Annotated in this window: 21 protein-coding genes and 1 riboswitch; of the genes, 6 read left to right on the forward strand and 15 right to left on the reverse strand. The window is 71.9% G+C overall.

Features of this window, described 5'->3' with window-relative positions; genetic code table 11:
* The first annotated feature begins 245 nt into the window (after window positions 1-245).
* Window positions 246-740: a hypothetical protein gene (locus H9I38_RS03145; protein WP_226337215.1), complete on the forward strand. Its 495-nt coding sequence runs from the start codon at window positions 246-248 to the stop codon at window positions 738-740.
* A gap of 39 nt (window positions 741-779) precedes the next feature.
* On the forward strand, window positions 780-1,187 hold the full coding sequence (locus tag H9I38_RS03150) for an Rv3235 family protein (protein ID WP_226337217.1): 408 nt from the start codon (window positions 780-782) through the stop codon (window positions 1,185-1,187).
* A 30-nt stretch (window positions 1,188-1,217) separates the two neighbouring features.
* On the opposite strand, the gene secA is transcribed toward H9I38_RS03150, so the two are convergent.
* The 11 genes from secA to H9I38_RS03205 all read right to left on the reverse strand — a co-directional run bounded on the left by secA (window position 1,218) and on the right by H9I38_RS03205 (window position 15,477).
* On the reverse strand, window positions 1,218-4,004 hold the full coding sequence (gene secA, locus H9I38_RS03155; protein WP_226337219.1) for a preprotein translocase subunit SecA: 2,787 nt from the start codon (window positions 4,002-4,004) through the stop codon (window positions 1,218-1,220).
* Window positions 4,005-4,096: 92 nt separating this feature from the next.
* On the reverse strand, window positions 4,097-5,329 hold the full coding sequence (locus H9I38_RS03160; protein WP_226337226.1) for a winged helix-turn-helix domain-containing protein: 1,233 nt from the start codon (window positions 5,327-5,329) through the stop codon (window positions 4,097-4,099).
* A gap of 83 nt (window positions 5,330-5,412) precedes the next feature.
* Complete coding sequence (hpf, locus tag H9I38_RS03165) at window positions 5,413-6,069, reverse strand: ribosome hibernation-promoting factor, HPF/YfiA family (protein WP_226337227.1); 657 nt, start codon at window positions 6,067-6,069, stop codon at window positions 5,413-5,415.
* A gap of 134 nt (window positions 6,070-6,203) precedes the next feature.
* Window positions 6,204-7,160 (reverse strand): ComF family protein, encoded by a 957-nt coding sequence (locus tag H9I38_RS03170; RefSeq protein ID WP_226337228.1) that lies wholly within the window; start codon window positions 7,158-7,160, stop codon window positions 6,204-6,206.
* Between the two features lie 141 nt (window positions 7,161-7,301).
* Entirely contained in the window at window positions 7,302-9,089 is a 1,788-nt protein-coding gene (locus H9I38_RS03175; protein ID WP_226337229.1) for an LpqB family beta-propeller domain-containing protein, read from the reverse strand.
* Window positions 9,086-10,765 (reverse strand): MtrAB system histidine kinase MtrB, encoded by a 1,680-nt coding sequence (gene mtrB, locus H9I38_RS03180; RefSeq protein WP_226337230.1) that lies wholly within the window; start codon window positions 10,763-10,765, stop codon window positions 9,086-9,088. The genes H9I38_RS03175 and mtrB overlap by 4 nt, the downstream gene beginning before the upstream one ends.
* A 90-nt stretch (window positions 10,766-10,855) precedes the next feature.
* Window positions 10,856-11,539, reverse strand: a complete 684-nt coding sequence (gene mtrA / locus H9I38_RS03185; protein WP_226337232.1) for an MtrAB system response regulator MtrA — start codon at window positions 11,537-11,539, stop codon at window positions 10,856-10,858.
* A 16-nt stretch (window positions 11,540-11,555) separates the two neighbouring features.
* Entirely contained in the window at window positions 11,556-12,608 is a 1,053-nt protein-coding gene (locus H9I38_RS03190; protein WP_226337234.1) for a hypothetical protein, read from the reverse strand.
* On the reverse strand, window positions 12,605-12,967 hold the full coding sequence (locus H9I38_RS03195) for a chorismate mutase (protein ID WP_226337235.1): 363 nt from the start codon (window positions 12,965-12,967) through the stop codon (window positions 12,605-12,607). The genes H9I38_RS03190 and H9I38_RS03195 overlap by 4 nt, the downstream gene beginning before the upstream one ends.
* Window positions 12,968-13,000: 33 nt before the next feature.
* The gene (mnmA, locus tag H9I38_RS03200) at window positions 13,001-14,152 is read right to left on the reverse strand and encodes a tRNA 2-thiouridine(34) synthase MnmA (RefSeq protein WP_226337238.1); all 1,152 of its coding nucleotides are present in this window, start codon (window positions 14,150-14,152) and stop codon (window positions 13,001-13,003) included.
* Window positions 14,149-15,477 carry a cysteine desulfurase family protein gene (locus H9I38_RS03205; RefSeq protein ID WP_226337239.1) on the reverse strand — a complete coding sequence of 443 codons (1,329 nt, stop codon included), beginning with the start codon at window positions 15,475-15,477 and terminating at the stop codon, window positions 14,149-14,151. The genes mnmA and H9I38_RS03205 overlap by 4 nt, the downstream gene beginning before the upstream one ends.
* 45 nt (window positions 15,478-15,522) lie before the next feature.
* Between H9I38_RS03205 and H9I38_RS03210 the strand changes: the two genes are divergently transcribed.
* On the forward strand, window positions 15,523-16,047 hold the full coding sequence (locus tag H9I38_RS03210) for a tRNA (cytidine(34)-2'-O)-methyltransferase (RefSeq protein ID WP_226337240.1): 525 nt from the start codon (window positions 15,523-15,525) through the stop codon (window positions 16,045-16,047).
* A complete protein-coding gene (locus H9I38_RS03215; RefSeq protein ID WP_226337241.1) occupies window positions 16,044-16,862 on the forward strand; it encodes a class I SAM-dependent methyltransferase in 819 nt (272 codons plus the stop codon). Before H9I38_RS03210 ends, H9I38_RS03215 begins: the two co-directional genes overlap by 4 nt.
* Window positions 16,863-16,949: 87 nt before the next feature.
* Here H9I38_RS03215 and H9I38_RS03220 read toward each other — a convergent pair whose 3' ends face one another.
* On the reverse strand, window positions 16,950-17,723 hold the full coding sequence (locus H9I38_RS03220; RefSeq protein WP_226337348.1) for a PIG-L deacetylase family protein: 774 nt from the start codon (window positions 17,721-17,723) through the stop codon (window positions 16,950-16,952).
* 48 nt (window positions 17,724-17,771) lie between these two features.
* Window positions 17,772-19,439 (reverse strand): S1C family serine protease, encoded by a 1,668-nt coding sequence (locus tag H9I38_RS03225; RefSeq protein ID WP_226337242.1) that lies wholly within the window; start codon window positions 19,437-19,439, stop codon window positions 17,772-17,774.
* A 185-nt stretch (window positions 19,440-19,624) separates the two neighbouring features.
* On the opposite strand from H9I38_RS03225, the gene H9I38_RS03230 reads away from it, so the two are divergent.
* Together H9I38_RS03230 and H9I38_RS03235 are read left to right on the forward strand one after the other, a co-directional pair.
* Window positions 19,625-21,820: a TPM domain-containing protein gene (locus H9I38_RS03230; protein ID WP_226337244.1), complete on the forward strand. Its 2,196-nt coding sequence runs from the start codon at window positions 19,625-19,627 to the stop codon at window positions 21,818-21,820.
* Window positions 21,821-21,930: 110 nt separating this feature from the next.
* Window positions 21,931-22,752, forward strand: a complete 822-nt coding sequence (locus H9I38_RS03235) for a PspA/IM30 family protein (RefSeq protein ID WP_226337245.1) — start codon at window positions 21,931-21,933, stop codon at window positions 22,750-22,752.
* Window positions 22,753-22,888: 136 nt separating this feature from the next.
* On the opposite strand, the gene H9I38_RS03240 is transcribed toward H9I38_RS03235, so the two are convergent.
* The gene (locus tag H9I38_RS03240; protein ID WP_226337246.1) at window positions 22,889-24,379 is read right to left on the reverse strand and encodes a bifunctional hydroxymethylpyrimidine kinase/phosphomethylpyrimidine kinase; all 1,491 of its coding nucleotides are present in this window, start codon (window positions 24,377-24,379) and stop codon (window positions 22,889-22,891) included.
* A complete protein-coding gene (thiM, locus tag H9I38_RS03245; RefSeq protein WP_226337247.1) occupies window positions 24,376-25,146 on the reverse strand; it encodes a hydroxyethylthiazole kinase in 771 nt (256 codons plus the stop codon). Before thiM ends, H9I38_RS03240 begins: the two co-directional genes overlap by 4 nt.
* Window positions 25,141-25,235: riboswitch (TPP riboswitch) on the reverse strand. (Overlaps the previous gene by 6 nt.)
* Window positions 25,236-25,256 lie beyond the last annotated feature (21 nt).

Consider the following 25,256-nt stretch of genomic DNA (forward strand, 5'->3'; position numbering starts at 1 on the left):
CGCGCCGCCCAGAAGGCTTCCATGGTCTGACCACAGGGGCTCCGCCCTCCGGTGCCCGAGGCCTCGCACCGCCGGCAGGCTCGACGCACAGATAGGAAGCAGAAATATCAATCTAGGAATTGAAAAATGTCATAGATCGTCATTTCTGATGGGCAAAGCAGTGGAACTCACGATCGTATTGATATCGTTTCCGACAATCGACGGAGCAGCTGACGGGCCGCTCCCCCGGCACGAGGAGGTCCGCCATGGCCGCAGACACGCAGCTGCTCGCCGTCGTCCGGCGTGCGGCCGGGCTGGCATGGGGACTCGCGGCGGCCTTCTGGGCGCTGGCCGCTCCCGGACTCTCGGAGCGAGGACCCGCAGGGGGCCTGGGCTCCTCGGCCGCCGCCTGCGTCTGTGCTCTCGGCGCCGTCTGCGCCGTCCGACGCGGCGCCCCGACGGCTGCCGCGCTGACGTCCCTGGGCCGGGCAGTCGGAGGCGCTGCGCTCGCGCGCTCAGGGCTGAAGAGCAGGCGCCCCGGAGACACCCCGTCCCGGAACCCGAAGATCGCGCTCGCCGCCGAGGGCGAATCCCTGTGGGACCTCGCCGAGCGCGTGCTGCGCGCTGAGGGCAGGCCCCTCCCCGCGGAGACCGCAGAGCTGTGGGAGGCGATGTGGGAGCAGAACCGCTGGGCCGTGGGAGACCGCCCGGACCGACTCCCCGCGGAGACGCGCATCGTGATTCCCGCCCCGAGACCCTGACGGCAGCGCAGCCGTCATGACCAGAAAGGAGAAGGCGCCGTGAGCGATTCCGAGACCTGGACCGCAGCGCCGGCCGACACCGAGGCGCTCGAGGACCGGCCGCTCGTCCAGGCCGGGCCCTTCGCACGCGCGGCCGTGGCCGGCGTGCTCGAGGTGCTCGCCGGGGCCCGCCCCGTTCGACAGCTCGAGCACATCGCGTCCCCGTCCGTCATCGCGAAGATCGGGGCCCGGGCGGCCCTGCTCCGCGCGGCGATGGGGGCGATGACCGTCCGCTCCGGGCTCGGCTTCCGGCCGGCCCGCCTCGGGGCGGCCCGCATCTGCTGGGTCTCGCCCTGGATCGCGGAAGCGTGCATCGTGTGCCACTCCGACCTCGGAGCCCGCGCCTGCGCGCTCCGGCTCGAGAGGCGGAGGGGCCAGTGGACGGTGACGGCGCTCGAGCTCGGCTGAGCCGAGGCCGTCACCCTCGGCGAGGGGTTGTCAGCGCTTGCCGCCGCGCCGCTCGCGTCCCTTGCCGCGGCGGGGCTGACGCCGCTCCTGGCGTGCGGCGTCGGGCTCTGCAGCCTTCTGCGAGGCCGCGCTGGAGCCGCCGGCGTGGTGCTCGATGTCCTCGCTCACCGCGGTGACCTCGCCCGACTCGTTGGAGCTGATGAGCTCCACGTGCTCCGTCTGCTCCGGGTCCTTGATGCCCGCCTTCCGCAGAGCCTCGGGCGAGAGCACGCCGCGGGCGTCCTCGACGCCGGGGAGGCTGGTCGGGGTCGGCCGGGCCTGCTCCTCGACCTCCACGCTGAAGATGAGCCCGATGCTCTCCTCGCGGATGGACTCCGCCATCCGCTGGAAGAGCTCGTAGCCCTCGCGCTGGTACTCGACGAGCGGATCGCGCTGAGCCATGGCCCGCAGGCCGATACCCTCCTTGAGATAGTCCATCTCATAGAGGTGCTCCTGCCACTTGCTCCCGAGCACGGTGAGAACGGCCCGGCGCTCGAGCTCGCGCATCTGCTCCGAGCCGATGCGCTCCTCGCGCTCCTTGTAGGCGATCTTCGCGTCCGAGAGGACCTCGCGCTGGATCATCTCCCGCGTGAGGCGGCGGCGGCTGCCCGCCTCCGTCTCGAGGTCCGCCACCGTGATGCTCACGGGATAGACCTCGCGGAGGTCCTTCCACAGCGCCTCCAGATCCCAGTTCTCCGCGGCGCCGTCCACGGTGGCGTCGGCCACCATCGTCGAGATGGAGTCCTCGAGGAACTCCTGCATCTTGTCCTCGAGGTCGTTGCCCTCGAGCACGCGCCGGCGGTCCGCGTAGATGGACTCGCGCTGGCGGTTGAGGACGTCGTCGTACTTGAGGACGTTCTTGCGCTGCTCGGCATTGCGGCTCTCGACCGAGCGCTGCGCGGTCTCGATGGCGCGGGAGACGAACTTGTTCTCGATCGCCTGGTCGTCCGGGAAGCTGTCCGAGGACATGAGGCGCTCCGCGGCGCCGGCGTTGAAGAGGCGCATGAGGTCGTCCGACATCGAGAGGTAGAAGCGGGACTCGCCCGGGTCTCCCTGACGGCCCGAGCGGCCGCGCAGCTGGTTGTCGATGCGGCGGGACTCGTGGCGCTCGGTGCCGAGGACGTAGAGGCCGCCTGCCTCGCGGACCTCCTCCCGCTCGGACTTCACGGCCGCCTCGGCCGCCTCGAGCACTCCCGGCCACGCGGCTTCGTAGGCCTCGGAGTCCCGCTCGGGGTCCAGCCCGCGGGCCTCCATGTCTGCGACCGCGTTGAACTCGGCGTTGCCGCCCAGCATGATGTCCGTGCCTCGGCCCGCCATGTTCGTGGCCACCGTGACGGCGCCCTTCCGGCCCGCCTGCGCCACGATCGCGGCCTCGCGGGCGTGGTTCTTCGCGTTGAGCACCTCGTGCCGGATGCCGCGCTTGGCCAGGAGCGTGGAGAGCGCCTCCGACTTCTCGACGCTCGTGGTGCCCACGAGGACCGGCTGGCCCTTCTCGTGCCGCTCCGCGATGTCCTCGACGACGGCGAGGAACTTGGCCTTCTGATTCTTGTAGATGAGGTCGTTCTTGTCCTGGCGGATGAGCGGCTTGTTCGTCTCGATCGCGACGACGCCGAGCTTGTACGTGTTCATGAACTCGCCGGCCTCCGTCTCCGCGGTGCCGGTCATGCCGGAGAGCTTCTCGTACATGCGGAAGTAGTTCTGGAGGGTGACGGTGGCGAGCGTCTGGTTCTCCGCCTGGATCTCCACGCCCTCCTTGGCCTCGATGGCCTGGTGCACGCCCTCGTTGTAGCGGCGCCCGGAGAGGATCCGGCCCGTGTGCTCGTCGACGATCTTCACCTCGCCGTCCGAGACCACGTAGTCCTTGTCCCGGTGGAAGAGCTCCTTGGCCTTGATCGCGTTGTTGAGGTAGCCGATGAGCGGGGTGTTGTTGGTCTCGTAGAGGTTCTCGATGCCGAGCCGGTCCTCCACCTTGTCGATGCCCGGCTCGAGCACGGAGACCGTGCGCTTCTTCTCGTCCCACTCGTAGTCGGTGCCGGACTTCAGGGTCGTCGCGATGCGGGCGAACTCCTGGTACCAGCGGTTCACGTTGCCCGTGGCCGGGCCCGAGATGATGAGCGGGGTGCGGGCCTCGTCGATGAGGATGGAGTCCACCTCGTCGACGATCGCGAAGCTGTGGCCGCGCTGGACCATGTCCTCGAAGGACCAGGCCATGTTGTCGCGGAGGTAGTCGAAGCCGAACTCGTTGTTCGTGCCGTAGGTGATGTCCTTCTCGTACTCCGCGCGGCGCTCGTCCGGGCTCATGTGGGCGAGGATGCAGCCGCTCGTCACGCCGAGGAAGCGGTACACGCGTCCCATGAGCTCCGACTGGTACTCCGCGAGGTAGTCGTTCGTGGTCACCACGTGGACGCCCTTGCCCGCGATCGCGTTGAGGTACGCGGGCGCCGTGGCCACCAGGGTCTTGCCCTCACCGGTCTTCATCTCCGCGATGTTGCCGAGGTGCAGGGCGGCGCCGCCCATGAGCTGGACGTCGAAGTGGCGGTGTCCGAGCGTGCGCTTGGCCGCCTCGCGGACCGTGGCGAAGGCCTCGATGAGGAGCTCGTCGAGCGACTCGCCGTCCTGGAAGCGCTTGCGGTAGTCGTCCGTGCACGCGCGCAGCTCCTCGTCCGTCATGGCCTCGAAGGTGGGCTCGACGGAGTTGATCGCGTCGACGTAGCTCCTCAGCCTCTTGAGGGTCCGGCCGTCGCCGACTCGCAGTACGCGTTCAAAGATCGATGCCACGATGAGTTGCTCCCTGATGACGGTGGTGGTCCGCGCGCGCCGCGTGCGCTCCCCGTCCGGGGCGCGGCGCACTCGGGCACAGCTTGTCCAGTCTACGTGTCCCGGCTCCAAGCTGCCGGAGGCTCTGCGGTCTGCATGCCGCCGTCCGGCCACCTGACCCTCTCCGCGCCGAGCCAGGCGGCGAGCCGTTCGCTCGCCGCGAGCGCCCTCTCCTCGGTCTCGGGCGACGACGACGGCTCCGCGTGAGCGGCCTCCACGCGCAGGGTCCCGGCGGCCCGATCGAGGCGGACGTCCAGTCTCGCTGTGAACTCGGTCCCCTCGAGGAACGGCATGACGTAGTAGCCGAATCGCCGGCGCTCCGGCGGAACGTAGAACTCGAGCCGGTAGTGCATGCCCCACAGGTCGCGCAGCCGCCTCCTGTCGAAGACGAGCGAGTCGAAAGGGCTGAGCAGCGCGTCCGGCCCGCTCCCTCTCAGAAGTCCCGCTCCGGGAGATCGGTACCAGTCCTGCCGCAGGCCCTCGACCCGCACTCGCTCGGCTTCGCCCTCGGCCGCCATCCGCTCGAGCGCCGTCTTGGTCTCGGCCACGGGGATGCGGAAGTAGTCGGCGACGCTCGAGGCGCTGGCGACTCCGAGCGCCCTCAGCGCCCGCCCCGCCAGAATCCGCACCGCGTCCGGGCGCGGCGGGACGTCGACGCTCTCGAGGAGTCGGCCCGCCGGCGCGTACTCCCGCTCGAACTGGGCGTTCCTGCGGGCTGCGAGCACCTCCCCCTGCTCGAAGAGCCCGCCGAGGGCGTGCTTGAGCGGCGCCCAGTTCCAGCCCCAGTGGCCCCGGTCCCGGCGTGCCTCGACGTCGAGCGCCGCGGCGATCTGCCTGCTGGTCATCGGGGTCCGGGAGCGGGCGAGGACGTCGAGGATGAGGGGCACGAGCTCCTCCTGCTCCTCGGGCGCATCGCTGACCGAGGCCCAGGCTCTGCTCTGCACAGCGCGCAGCGGCCCGTAGAGCTCTCGAGGCACGATCGAGGCCTCATGGGCCCAGTACTCGAGGAACGGCCGAGGGGCCCGTTCGTGGAGACGGTCGAGCGCACGCGTGTCGTAGGGGCCGAGCCGGGAGAAGAGCGGAAGGTAGTGCAATCGGGCGACCGCCGTGACCGAGTCGATCTGGAGCACGCCGAGAGCCTCCAGGACGGGACGGATCCTCCGGCGGGCGGCGGACTCGCTCGCTGGGGGCCTCGAGGAGAACCTCTGGGCGGCCAGCATGGTCCGGCGGGCCTCGTCGAGGGAGAGCACCGGCGTCCCGGAGGCGGCGGGGAGGGTGGGGCTCACGGGGGCTCTCCTTGCTGGAGCGGGAGGATTCTGACGGCAGGAGGGGGACGGCCCGGGCCGTCCCCCTCCCTCGGTTCCGGGGCTCAGCTGGCCCGGTACTCGAGCGTCTGGCTTGTGCTGCCGCCGGACTGGGACTCCTCGAGGCACAGCATGCCGTAGGTCATGCCCGCCCTGCGGTAGACGACGGCGTTCTGGCCGGACTCGGCATCCCGGAACACGTAGAAGTCGTGCCCCACGAGCTCCATCGCGTCCACGGCGTCGTCGACGCTCATGGGGGTGGCGGGGAACACCTTGCGCCGGATGAGAACCGGGGCCGATCCCTCGGCCGGCTCCTGCCGTTCCGTCTGGGCAACCTGCTCCGCGAGCGGGCGGCCCGAGTCCACCGGCGTCAGAGCCGCCGTCTTGTCGTGGACCGCGGCCGGCGTGTGGCGGCCGTGGTGCACCTTCCTCCGGTCGTGCGCCCGGCGCAGGCGCTCCAGAAGCTTCCCGTACGCCGCGTCGAAGGCGGCGAACTTGTCTCCGGCCTTGGCCTCGCTCCGGATGACCGGACCGCGTCCGACGACGGTGAGCTCGACCGTCATGGTGCCCTCAGACGTCTTCGAGTGGCCTTCCTGCGTCACCTTCGCCTCGATCTTCTGAGGCTTGTCGGCGAGCTTCTCGATCTTCTCCGTCTTCTCGTTCACGTAGTCGCGGAAGCGGTCCGAGACGGTGACGTTGCGACCGGAAATCTGGAATTCCATGGTGCCCTCCAGCTCTGAACGTGCTGCGGCAGGAGACCGGCTGATCGGCCTTCCGCCGATGAGCCTCTGTGACGAAGCCCATACTCAACTCTATGCCTCCCGGCCTGGGAATTCACCAGGTCTTCGCAGCCCGTTCACCCGGATCGGCGCAGGCCTTCTCGGACACGCATCCCGCCCGGACACGCGTCTTGACGGGGATCACCCGAGCCTGACGGCGTTGCCGCCTCGTGCTCTTCCTTCCCGTCCGGCGCCCCGCTCCCCCGGGCCGCCAGCGCCGTCACCACCTCGCACGGGGCATGCGAGGCCTCCGCGAGGGCCCGGCAGACCGCGGCGGCCGTGGCGCCGGTGGTGAGCACGTCGTCTGCCACGAGGATGCGCTCGGCTCCCGCGACGGCTCCTGCCCAGCGCGGATCCGTCTCGAAGGCGCTCCTCAGGCGGACGGCCCGGGCCCGGGCCCCCAGCCCTTTCTGCCCGGAGGCATGCCGCCCCGCCATCCCCGCGCCGCGCTGTCCCGTCAGCACTGTCTGCCAGCGTCTGCGGCGCCGTACCGCGGGGGCAATGGCGACGCCGGGGAACGCCTGAGCGGCTCGGTCCAGAAGGAGGTCGAGCGGGTCATAGCCCCGCTTGACGGCCGCTCGGAGGGTTCCCGGGACCGGGACGAGGACGTCTCCCGGCCCCGCTCCCGCCGCCCCGAGCGCGGCGGACAGGAACCCGCCCATGTCGTGGGCAAGGGATGTGACCCCGCGCGATTTGAAGGTGAGCATGAGAGCGGCTCGCTCATGCGAGTACTCCCCTCCGGCCCAGGCCCGCACAGGCTCCCCGTCCTCCGCGAGGGGAAGAGAGCCGGCGCCGTGCTCCGCTCGCCGTCCGAGTGGGCGCAGCTCCTCGGCCTTCCGCTCGCGGCACTCGGGGCAGAGCGGACCGTCCGCTCCTGCGCAGAGCAGGCACGGCGCCGGGACGAGCGCCTCGAAGACGGCCGCGAGGCAGCGGCCGAGCGGCGCGAAGGCCGCGCGGGCCGCGGCGGCAGTCCGGGCGGCGAGACCCTGGATCCGGCCGCGGGGACCGATCCAGAGCAGGTGCAGAGCGTCCATGCCTCCACCTTCGCCCGGACACCGATCCTGTGGGCCCAAGGGACGGCGAACGTGGACTTCTCGCCCGGAAAGCGCCCATTGTCCACAAGGACGGCCGGACTCAGGGCCGGGGCAGGGGGCAGGGGAACGCCTGCCGCGGGCTCAGCCCGTGAAGTTGAGGCCGGCCACGTACGCCTTCGACTCGTACCAGGCGTTGCTGAAACGGTAGTACGCCTGGCCGTTGGAGACGAGGTAGATGTCGTCCGACGTGGCGCCCACCGAGAGTCCGGTGACGCCCGCCTGAGCTCCGAGAACCTCTTCGGGTCCGCTCGGGCCCACGATCGTCGGCGTCGTCTCGCCCTTCGAGCTGACCCGGGCCACCACCAGACGGGAGTCGCTCAGCCACCTCACCGACGTGAAATCGCCAGAGCCCGCGTGCAGCTCCTCGCCCCGGGTCAGGGAGGAGGGGACTCCGTCGTCGGCACGGGTGACCGCGGCGAGGAACAGATGGCTCTTGCCGTCCTTCTGCGCCACGACGGCGGCCCGGACGCCGTCCCTGGCCATGCGCAGGCTCGTCACCGTGTAGCCCTTCAGCCAGTCGGCTTCGACGTCCACTCCCGTCTCTGCGGCGCCTCCGGGGGCGACCGCCCGAACCGTCTGGCCGTCGCCGGACGCGGGCGTCACCACGGTCCAGAGCCAGTTCGACGGGTCGAAGGAGGGCGGGGTCAGCTGCTTGCCCTGCTGGGCCAGGACCACTTCGCGCCCGGGCCCCGTGGAGAGCAGCTGGGTTCCCGAGCCGTTGAGGAACGCGAACTGCTTCTTCGTGTAGGAGACCGCAGGCGCCCGGGGCGCGTAGCCCGCCGTGTTCGGGACCTGCGAGATGGAGCGGACGCTGTTCTGCTCATACCAGACGAGCTGGTCCTTCGAGACGGCCACCTGCGGCCCCTCGACGCGCGGGTTCGGCGCGAGCTCGATGAAGCCCTCCGCGCCTCCCGCCTGCTCCGGCACGGGACGGGCGTCCGTCTTGAGCTGGACGCCCTCGATGCCGCGCATGCCGACGAGCGACATGGACAGCTGCTGTTTCAGCTGCAGCCGCTGAAGCGGCTTGAGGCCGTTCCAGTAGCTCGAGGACAGATCCACCTGGGCGGTCTTGTCCTCGACGGCGACGGCGGGGTTCGCGAGCTTGGCTCCCGAGCCGAGAGCCGTGGCCACGGCCCCCTTCAGGTGGGGAGCCGGCCCGGCGAGGATCGCGTTGACCACGCTCGTGGCCTTCGAGGGGGACTTGAGGAACCACCGCGAGTCCGCAACGGCGTGCGAGTAGTCCGGGGAGTAGAAGTAGATGTCCCTCTGCTCGATGAGGTTCTTGGCGTCCGAGGAGGAGATGAGGATTCCGCTCGGCAGCCCGCTGATCCGGTACTCCCCGTTCTCCTTCGCGAGCGTGAACGTCTCCGTGCGCGGCAAGCTGCTCTGGACGTCCTTTCGGAGGCCGTTCTCGTCGATCTCGGCGATGGGCTGGAACTGCACCGTGAACCGTTCCGGGTCCTCGGTCGGGTTGATCCGCGGGTAGGTGTCGTAGACCGTCGTCTTCTTCTCCGGCCGCCACGCGCCGCGCGCGGACGAGGTGAGGAACTCCTTCGCGTGGTCGAAGCTCTCCTGGGACCCCTTGTTGGCGTCGAGGAACCCCTCGAGCACCTTCTCCGGCGCCATGCCCTCGCTGGGGCCGGCGAGGCGGTACTGGTAGTCCGAGTCCTGCTCCCCCTTCCGCGTCTCGATCTCCCGGACCGAGGAGGACTGCGGGATGCGCGCGCAGCCGGACACCAGGGAGACGGCGAGCAGGGCCGCCAGCACGGCGCGCACACGGCGGCCGACGCGGGGCCGGCCCGCTCGAGCACGGCGCGCCGGGCGCTGCCCGGCCGCTGCCGGCCCGTCGAGGCCGTGGTTCCGGTTCATCGGGTGCTCCTCTCCTGCTCGGACTCTCCGCGCTGGAGCTCTGCGGGCGGCTCGATGGCGCGGGCGGTGATGGGCTGGGAGGTGATGCGATCCGAGCCCGGCGGCAGGGAGATCGGCGAGATCTCCACCGTCTTGCCTGCCTCGCGCGGCAGGACGAGGAGGAAGGCCGAGCCCTCCCCCGGCGAACCCCACGCGGCGAGCCAGCCGCCGTGCAGGCGGGCGTCCTCGGCGGCGATCGAGAGGCCGAGGCCCGAGCCGCCCGTCTTGCGGGCACGGGCCGGGTCCGCCCTCCAGAAGCGGTCGAAGACCCGCTCCGCCTGCTCCGGCGCCATGCCGATGCCGAAGTCCCGCACCGCCACCGCGATCGCGTCCTCGGAGTCCCCCACGTGGATCTCGATGGGGCGCCCCTCGCCGTGCTCGATCGCGTTGACCACGAAGTTGCGCACGATGCGCTCGATGCGCCGCGAGTCGACGTCGGCCACGGGGTCCGAGGAGACGTCGACGATCGCCACCTCGCTTCCCGCGTCCTCGGCGAGCGGCCGCGTCACGTCCACCACCTGCTGGGCGATCTTGACGAGGCTCGCGGGCTCCGGGTCCAGGACGGCCACGTTGGCGTCATACCTCGAGATCTCCAAGAGGTCCGCGAGCAGCACGTCGAACCGCTCCACCTGGTTGTAGAGCAGCTCGGCCGAGCGCTGGTTGACCGGGTCGAACTCCTCGCGGGCGTTGTGGAGCACCTCGGCGGCCATGCGGACCGTCGTCAGCGGCGTCCGCAGCTCGTGGGAGACGTCCGAGACGAAGCGCTGCTGCATCTGCGAGAGCGTGGCGAGCTCGTTGATCTGGGACTGCAGGGTCTCCGCCATGTGGTTGAACGAGGTGCCGAGGCGGGCGATCTCGTCGTCGCCCCGCACCCGGATGCGCTCCTGGAGGTTGCCGGCCGCGAGGCGCTCCGAGACGGTGGCGGCGTCCGAGACCGGGCCGACGACGGACTTCGTCACCGTCCAGGCGATGACGCCGACGACGCCCATCATGAGCAGGCCCGCGCCCCAGAGGACGCGGTGGATGACGTCGAGGGTCTGCTGGATGGACTCCATCGAGTAGACGAGATAGAGCGCGTAGTCGTTGTTCGGGGGCAGCTTGACCTTCTGGCCGAACGCGATGGCCGGCACCTGGCGGCCGTCCTGCATGATCGAGGTGGCTTCGTAGTACTGCCCGTTCCCCTCCTTGACCTTCTTCGCCAAGGTGTCCGGGATGACGCTCGGGGGGATGGTCCAGCGCGTCTGCACCCAGACGTTCGAGGCGGGGAAGGGCTCCAGGATGTACTTCCGGCCGTCCCCGTCCCCGGTGCCGTGGAGCGTCTGGAGGGAGTCGTCCGCCTGAGCCATGGTCGAGGTGCGGTCGCTCGCCTTCGACTGCTTGAACTGGCCTGACACCTGGGACAGGGCCGACGAGGCCTCGGACTCGTACTGGCTCACGCGCTCCGTGTAGAGGGCGTTGGCGATCTGGTGCGAGAGGTAGGCGCCGATCCCGATGAACGCGATGGCGCAGAGAAGCAGCGTGGAGACGACGGTCCGGAACTGCAGCGAGCGGTTCCACCACAGGCGGAACCTGCGGCGGTCCTCAGCTCCCCGCGCGCCCTCCGGATGCCTGCCGCGGGCAGGCGCAGCCTCGCTCACGGCGCCCCGAGAGCCCGTGGGCGGGTCCGCGGCGTTCTCCTGAGCCGTCCCGTCCGGGTCCGGCGATTCGCTCGTCCTCAGGGCGGCCGCCTACTGGGAGCGCCCGCCGGCCTTGTAGCCCACGCCGCGGACGGTGAGGACCACCTCCGGCTCCTCCGGGTCGATCTCGACCTTGGAGCGCAGGCGCTGGACGTGCACGTTGACGAGCCGGGTGTCCGCGGAGTGGCGGTAGCCCCACACCTGCTCCAGGAGGTTCTCCCGCGTGAACACCTGCCACGGCTTGCGGGCGAGGGCCACCAGGAGGTCGAACTCCAGAGGGGTGAGCGGGATCGCCTTGCCGTTCCGGGTGACGCTGTGGCCCGCGACGTCGATCTCCAGATCCGCGATCTGCAGGGTCTCGGCGGTGCGGTGGTCCGCCGGGCGCAGGCGGGCGCGCACGCGCGCCACGAGCTCGGCCGGCTTGAAGGGCTTCGGCACGTAGTCGTCCGCCCCGGACTCGAGGCCGCGGACGACGTCGGACGTGTCCGACTTGGCCGTGAGCATGACGATGGGGACGTCCGACTCCTGGCGGATCCGGCGGCACACCTCGATGCCGTCCAGGCCGGGGAGCATCAGGTCCAGGAGGATCACGTCCGGGCGATGCTCGCGGAACGCGGCCTCCGCGTCCGAGCCGTTGTTGCAGAAGACCGTCTCCAGACCGTCGTTCTGCAGGACGATCCCGATCATCTCCGCCAGCGCTTCGTCGTCATCGACGACGAGGACCTTGCCCCTCATCCAGACCTGCTCCCGTCTACCGCTCCGTTGAACTGATTGAGTCCATTCTAGGGGTTCGCTCCCGCGCGGAGCCCGGGAACGACTCCCCCAGAGATCTCAACATGGCAACGTTTTCCGCGGCGGCAGCCGCGCCCTGCGCTGCGCCGAGCCGCCGCAGCCCGGGCGGGCACCAGAGGCCGAGGCGCGCCCGGTCCTCCTCAGAGGCGCCCGCGGTCTCCACGGCCTGCGCCAGCTCGCGGCCGTCCGCCGGGCGGCCCGGGTCCACGGCGAGCAGGGCGCCGAGCCCCGCTTCCGCGAGGGCTTCGGTGCGCTCGACGTCGGACGGCGCCCAGCGGTCTCCGGCGCGGACGAGCTCCGCGGCGGACGCCCCCGCCGCCGTGCCCGCCGCCGCGGCCCTGGAGGGACGGCGCACGCCCGTGAGCACGCCTCCCAGCCCTGCCGCCTTCCACGGCGCGAAGACGGACCGGAGGACGTCCTCCCCGAGGGGCCGATGCCGGCGAAACCCGGAGGCGGTGGGGAGGCGGCCGTCGAGGGCGTCGTCGAGCGAGTCCTCCCGCAGGACCGGCTCGATCTCGAGACCGTGGGCCTGGCGCATGCGCTCCCGCCAGGAGCGGACGCCGTCGGCGAGCGCCTCGCCGAGGTGCCTCACGGCGCCCGGGTCCGCGACGAGCCGCTCCCCGAGGGGCGAGGAGAGGCGAGCCGCCAGAGTGACCGGCCCCCACAGCGTCACCGTGACGGCGGGAGGCGAGCCGGTCCCCGACTCCAGCCGTGCCGCGAGCACGAAGGCCTCGGCCTCCGCGTCGAGCTGCTCGGCCGCCGCGGCGCTGACCCGGGTGCTCCCGCTGAGCAGGCGGAAGCCGTACGGCTGGACGTCGAGGTGGGAGTCCGTGAGCAGCGCGCCGCTGCGCAGCATGAGCCACGGCTGGTCCTCGCGGGGGTCCGGAAGGGGCGAGCGGCCGGTCTCGGCCGTCTCCCCCACGGCCCAGCGGGCGGCCTCGAGGCGGGTGGCGCCGGGGACGTCTCCGGCCAGGGTCAGGCGGGGCACGCCGCTCGTCCCCTGCGCGGTCATCGGGCGTCCGGGTCCATGCTGTCCGAGATGGCCTGGTGGTGCCGGATCACCTCGGAGACGATGAAGTTGAGGAACTTCTCCGCGAAGACCGGATCGAGCTGGGCGTCCCGCGCGAGCCCCTTGAGGCGGCTGATCTGGGCGGCCTCGCGGCCCGGGTCCGCCGGCGGCAGGCTGTGGCGGGCCTTGAGCACCCCTACGCGCTGCGTGGCCTTGAACCGCTCCGCCAGAAGGTGGATGAGGGCCGCGTCGATGTTGTCGATGCTCGAGCGGACGCGGTACAGCTCCTCCATGACCTCGCGGCTGACGTCCTCCGGGAGGGAGGAGGCACGGGGGTCGTAGTCCTGAGGGCGCTCGTCCATGCCCTCCATCCTAGTGAGTGCGGCGCTCGGAGGTCAGCGCGCGTCCGGCGAGCGGTCCGCGGAGGCGGCGAGCTCGGCGCTGCGGGCCGAGTCGATCGTGGCCTGGCCCAGCACGCGCGTGCCCTGGTAGACCACCATCGTCTGGCCCGGGGCCACGCCGCGCATCGGCTCGTCGAGGTCGACGACGAGCCGGCGCTCGCCGTCGTCGCCCTCCGTCACGCGAGCCGTGCCCGGCTCCGGGTCTCCGTGCGCGCGGACCTGCACCAGGACGGGGAACGGCTCGCCGCGCTCGGCCTCGTCGAGGGGCCGCCCGGCCCAGGAGACGCGGATGCCGGTCAGCTGGACGACGTCGAGCATCCGCTCCGGGCCCACGACGACCTCGTTGGACTTCGGGCGGATCTCGAGGACGAACCTCGGCTTCCCGTCGGGGGCCGGACGGCCGATCCCGAGTCCCCGCCGCTGGCCGACCGTGTACGCGTGGGCGCCCGGGTGCTCGCCGAGCTTCTCGCCCTCCGCGCTCACGATGTCGCCGGGCTCCATCTCGATCCGCTCGGCCAGCCAGCCGCGGGTGTCGCCGTCGGGGATGAAGCAGATGTCGTGGGAGTCCGGCTTCGAGGCGACGGCCAGACCCCGCCGCTCCGCCTCGGCCCGGACGTCCGCCTTGGAGGCCGCGTCCGCGAGCGGGAAGAGGCAGTGCTCGAGCTGCTGCTCCGTGAGGACGCCGAGGACGTAGGACTGGTCCTTGGCCCAGTCGCTCGCCCGGTGCAGCTCGGGCCGCCCGTCCGCGTCCCGGACCACCTTGGCGTAGTGTCCCGTGGCCACCGCGTCGAACCCGAGCGCGAGCGCCTTCTCCAGGAGCGCGGCGAACTTGATCCGCTCGTTGCAGCGCATGCACGGGTTGGGGGTGCGGCCGGCGGCGTACTCCGCGATGAAGTCGTCCACCACGTCTTCCTTGAAGCGCTCCGAGAAGTCCCAGACGTAGTACGGGATGCCGAGCCGCTCGCAGGCCCTCCAGGCGTCCTGGCTGTCCTCGATGGTGCAGCATCCGCGGCTGCCCGTGCGCAGGGTCCCCGGCATCCGGGACAGGGCCAGGTGGACGCCGACGACGTCGTGCCCCGCCTCCACCGCGCGCGCCGCCGCGACGGCGGAGTCCACGCCGCCGCTCATCGCCGCCAGCACTCTCATCCTCTGTCCTCGCTTCCGCGGGTGCTCCCCGATCCGGTCTCGGCCTGTGGGCCGGGGCGTCCGCCGCCCCTCGTGGACGCCGTCTCGATCCCCGAGGGGCGAGCGGCGAGCCCCGCCGCCCCCGCCTGCTCCGCGATCCGGGGAAGGACGTCCAGCAGTGCGTCAACGTCCTCGGCCCGCGTGTCTATTCCCAGGCTGAAGCGCTGGGTGCCACGAGCGCGCTCCTCGTCCCCGCTCATCGCGAGGACCACGTGCGAGGGCCGGGGCACGCCGGCGGTGCAGGCGGAGCCCGTCGACGTCTCGAACCCGGCCATGTCCAGGAGGAAGAGGAGGGAATCGCCCTCGGCGCCCGGGAAGGAGAGGTTCAGGGTGCCGGGCAGGCGCCGGTCGGGGTGCTCCACGGGGTCCGGCCCGTTGAGCACCGCACCGGGAACCGCCTGCTTGACGCCCTCCCAGAGGCGCGCCTGGAGGGCGCGCAGGCGGGCGGCCTCCTCCGGCCGACCCCCGGGCCCCTCAGGGACCACCGCGGCGAAGGCGGCCGCCGCCGCGACGTTGAGGGTCCCCGAGCGGATTCCCCGCTCCTGGCCGCCGCCGTGGGTGTGCGGCTCGAGGACGGCGTCCCGGCGCACGAAGAGCGCTCCGATGCCCACGGGCGCGCCCAGCTTGTGCCCGGAGACCGCCATGCTGGCGAGCCCCGTCTCGGCGAAGGGTGTCGGAAGGACTCCGTACGCCTGGACCGCGTCCGAGTGCACGGGAACCCCGTGGGGCGCGCAGGCCTCGACGAGCTCCCGGACCGGCTGAACGGTGCCCACCTCGTTGTTGGCCCACATGAGGGTCGCGAGGGCGAACTCTCCGGGATGGGCGTCCAGCTCCCGGCGGGCGGCCTCGACGTCCGCGGTCCCCTCCGCGTCCACGGGGAGGAGGTGGACGACGGCGCCCTCATGGGACTCGAGCCATTCGACCGTGTCGAGGACGGCGTGGTGCTCGATCCCGCTCACGAGAATCCGCCTCCGAGCCGGGTCAGCGGCCTGCCGGGCCCAGTAGAGGCCCTTGAGCGCGAGGTTGTCCGCCTCCGTGCCCGAAGCGGTGAAGACGAGCTCCGAGGGGTCTGCTCCCGCTGCGGCGGCGAGGCGTGCCCGGGAGGCGTCGAGGCTGAGGCGGGAGCGCCGTCCGCCGGAGTGGAGGGAGGAGGGGTTCGCACCGAGCCGGGAGGCCTCGAGGAAGGCGTCCCGAGCGGCGTCCCTCAGCGGGGCGGTCGCCGCGAAGTCGAGGTAGGTCCGCGCCGGGCGGCCCGCTGGCCGGGCGTCTGCGTCTCGGGGGCTCACATGCTCCAGGGTAGCCCTCCGCTCCCTCCGTGTTTGAATATGGGGGTGTTCAACCTACTCTTCGTCGAGCCTGAGATCCCCGGGAACACGGGCAATGCGATCCGCCTCGCGGCGGTGACCGGCGCCCGGCTCCACCTCGTGGAGCCGCTCGGGTTCGACTTCGGAGACGCCAAGCTGCGCCGTGCCGGACTGGACTACCACGACCTCGCCGTCGTGACCGTCCACCCCGACCTGGACGCGGCGCTCGACGCGCTCGCGGGCCGCCGGGTCTTCGCCTTCACCTCCGAGGCCGAGCGGCGCTACGACTCGGTCGGGTACGAGGAGGGCGACGTCCTCATGTTCGGCCGCGAGTCCGTGGGCCTCGCCGCGGAGCACAAGGCCCACCCGTGCGTCACGGACCGCCTCCGCCTGCCCATGCTGGAGTCGCGGCGCTCCATGAACCTCGCCAACACCGCCTCCGTGGCCGTCTTCGAGGCCTGGAGGCAGCACGGCTTCGCAGGGTCCGCGGACGCCGCCTCGCCCGGGACCGCTGCACCGTTCCATCCCTCATCGCAAGGACCAGCCTCATGAACACCGAACACAGCCTCGAGGCCCTCCCCCACTCCGAGGACGGGTCGCGGCACTACGAGAACCTCGCGCCGAGCATCTGGAACCCGGTGGGCAGCACGCTCGCCGCCGCCGCGGACCTGGTCCCGGGCGAGCGCGTCCTGGACCTCTGCTCCGGCACCGGGTCCTCGGCGCTGCCCGCCGCGCAGGAGGTGGGGCCCGAGGGCCGCGTCGTCGCCGTCGACCGATCCCCTCACCTGCTCGCCATCGCGCGGGAGAAGGCGCGGACGCTGGGGCTCGGGAACCTCGAGACCGTCGCGGCGGACATCCGGGGCTACGAGCCGGACGAGACGCCGGACGCGGCGCTGCTGGGCCTCGCCGTCTTCCTCTTCGAGGACCCGGTCCAGGCGCTCTCCGGCATCCGCGGGATGCTCGGGGACGAGAGCCGGCTCGTGCTCTCCACGTGGTCCAAGCCCGGCCTCGAGCCCGTGCTGGAGCCGTTCCTCAAGGCCGCCAAGCGCCACAACCCGGGGCTCTCCGAGCTGGACCGGCCTCGGGCCTTCCGGCGGATCGAGCACGCGAGCGACCCCGCCCAGATGCGCGAGGACCTCAACGCCGCAGGCTTCTCCCGCGTGGACTCGAGCGAGATCTCCTTCCGCTTCGGCCTGGACGGCGACCTCCTCTGGGACTTCGTCCTCGGCACCGACCTGCGCTCGATGCTCTCGCCGGCCGACTCCGCGGTGAACGCCCGCATCCGCTCGGACTACGCGGAGCAGATCCTCACGGACGACGTCGTGAACTTCACGGGGACGATCGACCTGCACGTGGCACGCCCCTAGGCGTGCCGACCGGCGCCGACGTCCGTTCGCACCGTTCACGCCTTCCTGCGGGCCGCGCCGTCTGCGTGCGTGCAGCGCGCGCCCAGCTCAGAAGCCTGCGAAGGTCCCCTCGCCGTTGACACACACGGCGTGGAACTCCTCGGCGAACTCCGCGGGCCGGTCCTCCGGGCCCTCGTCCCACCGGCCGCTTGCCGCCTGGGCCGCGAGGCCCGCCTTGACGCTCTCCCGCATGCCCTCGGGGTCCGGGTGCTGGCTGAGGTGCACGTCGAGGGCCTCGAGCTTCGCGTCGAGGGTCTCCGTGACGTCCACCCGGAGGTTGACGAGCGCGTCCGGCCCCGCGAAGAGGAGGAGCCAGGGCAGTCGGTAGGCCTCGAGTCCGCGCTCCCTCAGGGACGGGTAGGCGTAGGCGTTCTCCACCGCCGGGAACGCGGCCCGCGTGACGATCTCGCCGCAGGCGAGGTGATCCGGGTGGGACTTGTGCAGGGAGCTCCAGTTCCGCTCGGGGTGCAGGGAGAGCACGACGTCGGGGCGGATCTCCCGCATCGCGGCCACAACCCGCTCGATGACGCGGTGGGAGGGCTCGAGGAAGCCGTCTCGCTCGCCCGCGAACTCGACCCGGGAGACGCCCGCGAGCCCCGCGGCCCGGCGCTGCTCCTCCCGGCGCGTCTCGACGATGGACTCGCGCCCCTCGTCCTCGAACCCGCCCGCGTCGCCGTCCGTCAGGACGAGGTAGGAGACCTCGGCTCCTCTCCGGGTGAGCGCCGCGACCGTGCCGCCGGCGCCGAAGTCGACGTCGTCGGGATGAGCGAAGACCACGAGGACCCGCCGGGCCGAGCGGAGCGCCTCGGCCGCCGCAGACAGCCCCGTGCACCGGAGGGGACTCCGGTCTGCATCGTGCGCCACGGCGGCTTAGGAGTTCGGGATGGAGCCGAGAGTCACGGTGATCTCCTGCTCCTTGCCGTCGCGGTTCACCTTGAACTTGGCCTGCTGGCCGGACGCGAAGGTCCGCACGGCCGCCGTGAGGGACTTGGCGTCCTCGACCACCATCGAGTCGACGCTCGTGATGACGTCCCCCTTGCGGAGCCCGGCCTTCTCCGCAGGCGATCCGGACTCGATCTGGTTGATGACCGCGCCCGTGGAGAAGATCGACTCCCCGGAGACGCCCGACGGCGGCTGGGACTTCACCTGGACGCCGAGGAAGCCGTGGCTCGCCTTGCCGTCCTTCATGAGGGACTCGGCCACACGCTTGGCGGCGTTGATCGGGATGGCGAAGCCGAGGCCGCTGTTGCCGCTGTCCGAGCCGGAGGAGGACTGGCTGCCGGAGAGGATCGCGACGTTGACGCCGATGACCTCTCCCTTTCCGTCCACGAGCGCGCCGCCCGAGTTGCCGTGGTTGAGCGCCGCGTCCGTCTGGATGACGTTGACGTAGACCTTGTCGTTCGGGTTGGAGCTGTCCTCGGACGTGGACTGGGAGTTGGTCAGCCCGATGGTGCGGCTCTTCGTGGAGATGATGCCGTCCGTGACCGTTCCGCTCAGGCCGAGGGGCGAGCCGATGACGACGGCCATGTCGCCGACGTTGATGCTGCCCGAGTCGCCGAAGGTGGCCGGCGTGAGGTTCGGCGCGCCGTCCACCTTGATGACTGCAATGTCCGCGAGCGGATCGGCGCCCACGAGCTTGGCGTTGTAGACGCGGTTGTCCCAGAGGCGGACCTGGAGGTTGACGTTGTCCGTGTGCCCGTTGACCGTCACGACGTGCGCGTTGGTCATGATGTGGCCCTCTTTGTCCATGACGATGCCGGAGCCCGAGCCGCCGTCTTGGCCCCGGATGGCGCCCACGGTCACCACGGACGGAGAGGCCTTCGCAGCGACGGCGCTGGCTGCGCTCGCCTTCTGGCCGTTCTCGATGGTGATCTTCCCGCCTCCCTGCTGCTGGCCCGCCGAGGAGGAGCTCTCGCCGCTGTGCTTCGAGGCCGCGATGCCGCCGGCGACGCCGCCGCCGATGAGGCTCGCGATGAGCGCCGTCGCCGCGAGCGCGGGAAGGCCGAAGAGGCGCTTGCGCTCGCCCTGCTGCCCGGTTCCGCGCGCGCCACGGGGCCCCTGGGGCCCGTAGCCCTGTCCGCCGTAGCCGCCCGGACCGGCCGGGCCGCCCGGTCCGCCCGGGGCTCCGGGCATGCCGGGGCCGGAGTGGGCGGGGCCGTACTGGCTTCCCGCGGGATAGGAGTCCGGCTGGCCGTACGGCGAGTCCGGAGAGGCGCCCTGGCCGAAGGACTGGCCGGGGCCGTACGCCTGGGAGGTCCCGTACCCCTGCTCCTGTCCGTAGGCCGTGCCCTGCCCGTAGGCCCCGCCCTGTCCGTAGGGGTCGTGGCCGGAGAACCCCTCGTACCCGGACGCGGGCTGCCCATAGCCGGAGGCGGACTCGTAGCCGTTCCAGCCGGATTCCGGCTCGCCGCCGTGGGACGCGGCCTGCGGCATGGCGGCCGTCGGGTGCTCCACGCGGGGCACCTGGCCCGTGGCGCTCTCCTGCGCCTCGTCCCGGCCGTCCTGGCCCAGGCCTTCTCTCGGCTGATCGGTGCTCATCTCTCGCTCCTCATGTCCGGCTCACTGGCACGGGGATGCAGACACGGTCCTCGGCCCCGAACGCCTCCCCCAAGCATTCCATGTCCTGGGACCGCACCGGGGCAGCCCGGTCTCCCTGTGCGGCAATTCCCAGGAAATCCCTCCTATCCTGGGAGTCAGGACCCGTCACGAGGAGGCACTCCCGTATGCACCGCCCGTTGTCCGCTCGCTCCCCCCGCCGCCGTCGCGCCCGCGCAGCACTCGCCGGGGCGGCCATCGCCGCGGCGGCCTTCGCCGGGACGGCGGCCCCCGCCCTGGCGGATCCGCCCGTCTCCGTCTCCTCCTCCGCGCTCGTCAAAGACCAGAGCGGCGTCCTCGGATCGCGCAGAGCCGAGGTGGCCAAGGCCGTCAACGAGGCTGCGGCCAAAAGCGGCTACACCCTCCACGTCGTCTTCGTGAACGGCTTCCAGAACCCCTCTGACCCGGACGAGTGGGGCAAGCGCACCCTGCAGAAGAGCGGCTCCCTCGGGGCCAAGGACGTGGTGCTCATCGTGTCCACGGACCCCTCCCAGCGTCAGCTGCGCGTCCGTGTCCCCTCCTCCTCGACCCTGGACAAGCAGGACGGCCAGGCCATCTACCAGGCGGCGCGGGAGAAGCTCTCCGGCAAGCAGTCCCCAAGCGAGGAGGACTGGGCTTCGGCCGCCGTCGCAGCCGCGCAGGCCACGGGAGGCGTCTCGGGCCGGGGCTCGGGGTCCGGGTCCGGCTCGAGCGGCCTCGCTCTCGGCGGCGGGGCCGCGCTGCTCGGCGGCGCGGCCGTCGCAGGCGGTGCCGCCTATCTCTACAGCCGCCGGAAGAAGAACCGCGCAGGCGGCCGTCAGCAGATTCCCGCAGGCCCGGGCCAGCCCGCCGGCGGTCCGGGCACGCCGGGAGGGGGTCCCCGCAGCCCGCTCGAGGGCAAGAGCACTGAGGAGCTGAGGACGCTCGCGGGCCAGGAGATCCTCGTGGCGGACGACGCCGTCCACGCGGCGGAACAGGAGCTCGAGTTCGCCCGGCTCCAGTTCGGCGAGGGCCAGGTAGGCGCCATGAAGGAGTCCATCGAGGAGGCCAAGTCCGCGATGCAGGAGGCCTACTCCTGTCAGCAGCAGCTGGACGACGACATCCCGGACACCGAGCAGCAGACGCGCGGCTGGCTCATCCGCATCGTCGAGCTGTCCGGCCGCGTCAAGTCCTCCCTGGGCGAGCGGGCCGCGGAGTTCGAGCGCCTGCGCTCCATGGAGGGAGACATCGAGACCATCCTCTCCGGATTCGAGCAGCGCTCCGGCCGGGCGCGCTCCCAGCTCGAGGAGGCCCAGCGCCTCGTGGACACCACGGCGGCCAGCTACTCACGCCAGGCGGTCCTGCGCATCGCCGACAACGTCCAGCAGGCCCGCGAGCGCCTGGACTTCTCCGACGGCGCCCTCGCCGAGGCGCGGTCCCGGCTCTCCGCGGGTGACCGCTCGCAGGCCGTCGTCGTCAGCCGCCCCATCGACGGCGCGCTCTCGCAGGCGGAGGACCTGCTCGGCCAGATCTCCACGACGTCGCAGGAGCTGACGCAGCTCGACGCGAAACTGGACCGCGCTCTCGCCGACGCGAAGGCGGACGCCGCCCAGGCGGAGGCCATGGGCGCTCAGGCCTCGGCCGGCGCCTCGGACCTCGCCGCGGCGCATGCGGGCCTGACGGAGACGATCCGGCTCGTGGAGGCGGAGCGCGCGAAGGGCCACTACGATCCGATCGACCTCTCCGAGCGCCTCGACGTGGCGCGGGATCGCGTGGGCCACGCCCTCTCCGCCTCCAGCGAGGCCGGAGCCGCCCGTGAGCAGGCGGCGCGGGAGCTGGACCGGACGCTCGAGCGGGCACAGCGGCGGGTGGACTCCGCCCGGGACTTCATCGAGACGCGCCGCGGCGCGGTGGGCGCTCAGGCGCGCACGAGGCTCTCCGAGGCGATGCGCCTCTTCGACGAGTCGCTGCGGTTCCGCCAGTCTGATCCGGTGCAGGCCCTCGACCTCGCGAACCAGTCTCTGGGCATGGCCGACCAGGCCCTGGAGCTCGCCGACCGCGACGTCCAGGGCTTCCAGCCCGCGGGCTACCCGGGCGGGCTCGGCGGATTCGGGGGCTACGGCGGCTACGGCGGCCGCAGCTCCGGGATGGGAGGGGCCATCCTGGGCGGTGTCCTCCTCGGCGGTGTCCTGGACGACATCTTCGACCACCACGGGGGCGGATACAGCGGCGGCGCCTATGGAGGCTACGACGGCGGAGGCGGGCTCTTCGGCGGAGGCGGCGACGGCGGATTCGACATCGGCGGAGGCGGCTTCGACTTCGGAGGCGGGGACTTCGGCGGAGGAGACTTCGGAGGGAACTTCTGACGGGAACCGCCGCGAGGCGCTCCCCCGCGGCTCGCCCGCCCGGTCCTGACACAGACCGGCCCTGACATCCAGCACGATCATCGAGACCACCACTAGGAAGGGACACACCCATGGTGAAGCAGTCCATCTTCGGACGCATCGCACAGCTGACGCGAGCCAACCTCAATGCTCTCCTCGACCAGGCCGAGGACCCGCAGAAGATGCTCGACCAGATGGTGCGGGACTACCGGAACAACATCGCCGAGGCCGAGCAGGCCGTCGCTCAGACCATCGGCAACCTGCGGATGCTCGAGCAGGACCACAAGGAAGACCTGCAGACGGCGCAGTCCTGGGGCAGCAAGGCCCTGGCGGCGAGCCAGCAGGCAGACCGGATGCGCTCCGAGGGCAACGCCTCCGAGGCCGAGCGGTTCGACAACCTTGCGAAGATCGCCATCCAGCGCCAGATCCAGGCCGAGGGCGAGGCGAAGGCCGTGGAGCCGACCATCCAGTCCCAGAACGAGGTGGTCGCCCGCCTCAAGTCGGGACTGGAGGGCATGCGCGGCAAGATGAGCGAGCTCGAGGCGAAGCGCAACCAGCTCGTGGCCCGCTCGAAGATGGCGGACGCCCAGTCCAAGGTGAACGACGCCGTGCGCGGCATCGACATGATGGACCCCACGAGCGAGATCTCCCGCTTCGAGGAGAAGGTGCGCCGCGAGGAGGCCCGGGTCATCGGCCAGCAGGAGCTCGCCTCGTCCTCCCTCGACGCCCAGTTCAACGAGCTCGAGGACCTCGGCGAGGTCTCGGAGGTCGAGGCTCGCCTCGCCGCCCTCAAGGCGGGCGGCTCCTCGGGCCGCCAGGCCATCGAGGGCCAGGCCTCCGGCGGTCGGGCCGACGGCGGGATGAGCCAGGGCGAATCCTCGAGCGAGCTCAGCATCGACTACGACAAGCACTGACCGGTCACAAGCAGCGCTGACCGGTCCGGATGAGCGCTGACCCATCACGCTCCCCCGCCTCGCGCGGCCAGCCTCGGACCAGAGGAGCCCGCCGGAATCCGTTCCGGCGGGCTCCTTCTCTCTCCTGGCTCGACCTCTACCGGGCCGGTCCCGTCTCCAGGTCTGCCGTCCAGGGAGCCTCGAAGAACTCCCGCTCCTTCTCCATGGAGCGCTGGAAGGCCCAGGCCATGCGCTCCCGCTCGGCGGGGGAGACCGCCTGCGCGGCCCCTTCTGTGATCTCGATGGCCCGCAAGGTCAGCTCCCGGAACTCGTCCGCCCCGTAGGCGGAGAGCCAGTCCTCATACGGATGCCCCGGGCTCGCGGCCCGGCCGAGCCGCTCCCCCACGTCCTGGTAGAGCCAGAAGCACGGCAGGACGGCCGCCACCACAACGGCGTAGCTGCCCGAGGCGGTGCACGCCTCAAGGTGCTGCGTGTAGGCGAGCGTGGTCTCGGCGGCCCGGACTCCCTCGGCGCTCACCGAGGCCTCGTGGAGCTGCGCCTCCTCCTCGAGGCACCCGGCGGAGGCGCGGGCCCAGAAGACCTGCTCTTCGGACGTCGGGGCCAGCTGTGCCGCCCGGGCCAGCACCCGGGCGTAGTCCCGCAGGTAGAGGAGGTCCTGCTCCAGGTACCAGTCGAACCGCGCGCGCTCCAGGGTCCCCTCGGCCAGAGCCGCGACGAACGGGCTCTGCTCCGCCACGCGGCGGACGTCCGCGGAGGCCTCCCACTGCCGCACCGTCCAGGCGCGGGCCAGGCCGAGCTGCTCCACGACGGCGTCCCGCACATGGTGCCCGTGGTCCACCGGGCCGTGGCCGTGGCCCACGCGGAGCGCGTCCGCGGCCGCGATGGCGCCGCCCAGCCAGTCCTTGGCGCTGTCGAGGGCCTCCTCCCAGGTCAGGCCCCAGGCGGCCGCCGTCGCCATGGCGCTGGAGAGCGAGCATCCCGTCCCGTGCGTGTTCCGGGTGCGGATGCGATCGCTCTCCCGCTCCGCGATGCCGTCCCGGGTGACGACGGCGTCCGGGGCCGTCTCGCCGTCGAGGTGGCCTCCCTTGAGCAGAACGGCCACGTCCCACTCGACCGCGAGCCGCTCGGCCTGGCGTCGCGCCGTGGCCCACGCCTCGGCCGGCTCCTCCTCGAGGAGGACGGCGAGCTCCGGGATGTTGGGCGTGACGAGGTCGGCGAGGCGGACGAGCTCCCGCACGGACGCCTCGGCGTCGGCGTCGAGGAGGCGGTCCCCGCTCGAGGCGACCATGACGGGGTCCAGCACCACGTTCGGCGGCCGCACCTCCTCGAGCCACGCGCGGACCGTCTCGACGACGCCCGAGCCGCCGAGCATGCCGATCTTGACGGCGTCGATCTGAACATCGTCGCTGACGCTCTCCAGCTGGGCCCGCACGGTCTCGAGCGGCAGCGGATGCACGGACTGGACGCCCGTGGTGTTCTGGGCGACGACGGCCGTCACCGCGCCCATCCCGTACCCGCCGAAGGCCGCGATGGACTTGAGGTCCGCGTGGAGTCCCGCCCCGCCGGTGGGATCGGTGCCCGCGATGCTGAGGACCCGAGGGACCTGCCGATCGGTGTTCGCGCTCATCGCCGGCCCTCCTCGGCGACGCGGCCGGAGAGGTCCTCCGGCCGGAGGGCGGCGATCTCGTCCAGGAGGGCCACAGCGAACGAGCCAGGGCCCCTCGACTGCCGCTCGGCCCGCTCCGAGGCGACGGCATAGGCCGCGGACGCCGCTGCGGCCGCCTCCAGGGCAGGCGCGACAGCCAGGCAGGCCGCCATGAGGGCGCCGAGCGAGCACCCGGCGCCCGTCACGCGGGTGAGCAGCTCAGAGCCTCCCTCGATCCGCAGCGTGCGCTCGCCGTCCGTCACGTAGTCGGTCTCCCCCGAGACGGCGACGACGGAGCCGGTCTCTCCCGCCAGCCGCCGCGCCGCGTCGAGGGCGGAGTCCGAGGAGTCCTGCGCGTCCACGCCGCGAGCACCGGACCCGGCACGGGCGAGGACGAGGATCTCGGAGGCGTTGCCCCGGATGACGCCCGGGCGGCGGCGCAGCAGCTCGAAGGCGAGCTCGGTGCGCAGAGTCAGGGCCCCCACGCCCACGGGGTCGAGGACCCACGGGACGTCGGCGCGGACGGCCTCGCGGGCGGCGTCCCGCTGCTCGGACGTCGGCGTGCCCAAGTTGACGAGGAGCGCGTCCGCGATCTCCGCGAACGGCCCGGCCTCGCCCGGCACGTCTGACATAGCGGGAGAGGCCCCGGCGGAGAGGAGGACGTTCGCGGTGAAGTTCGTCACCACGCTGTTGGTGATGCACTGGACGAGCGGGCGCTGCTCGCGCAGCCCGCGGAGGACATGGTCCATGGAGATCGACATCCCTTCGCTAGCGTGACCTAGATCAGGTTCGACGGGTCTGCTCTCAGCCCTGCGTCAGGGCACCCCGTGTCACGGAACGAGACTCTAGCACCGGTCTG

The organism is Arthrobacter sp. UM1, assembly GCF_020483305.1.
GTDB lineage: Bacteria > Actinomycetota > Actinomycetes > Actinomycetales > Micrococcaceae > Falsarthrobacter.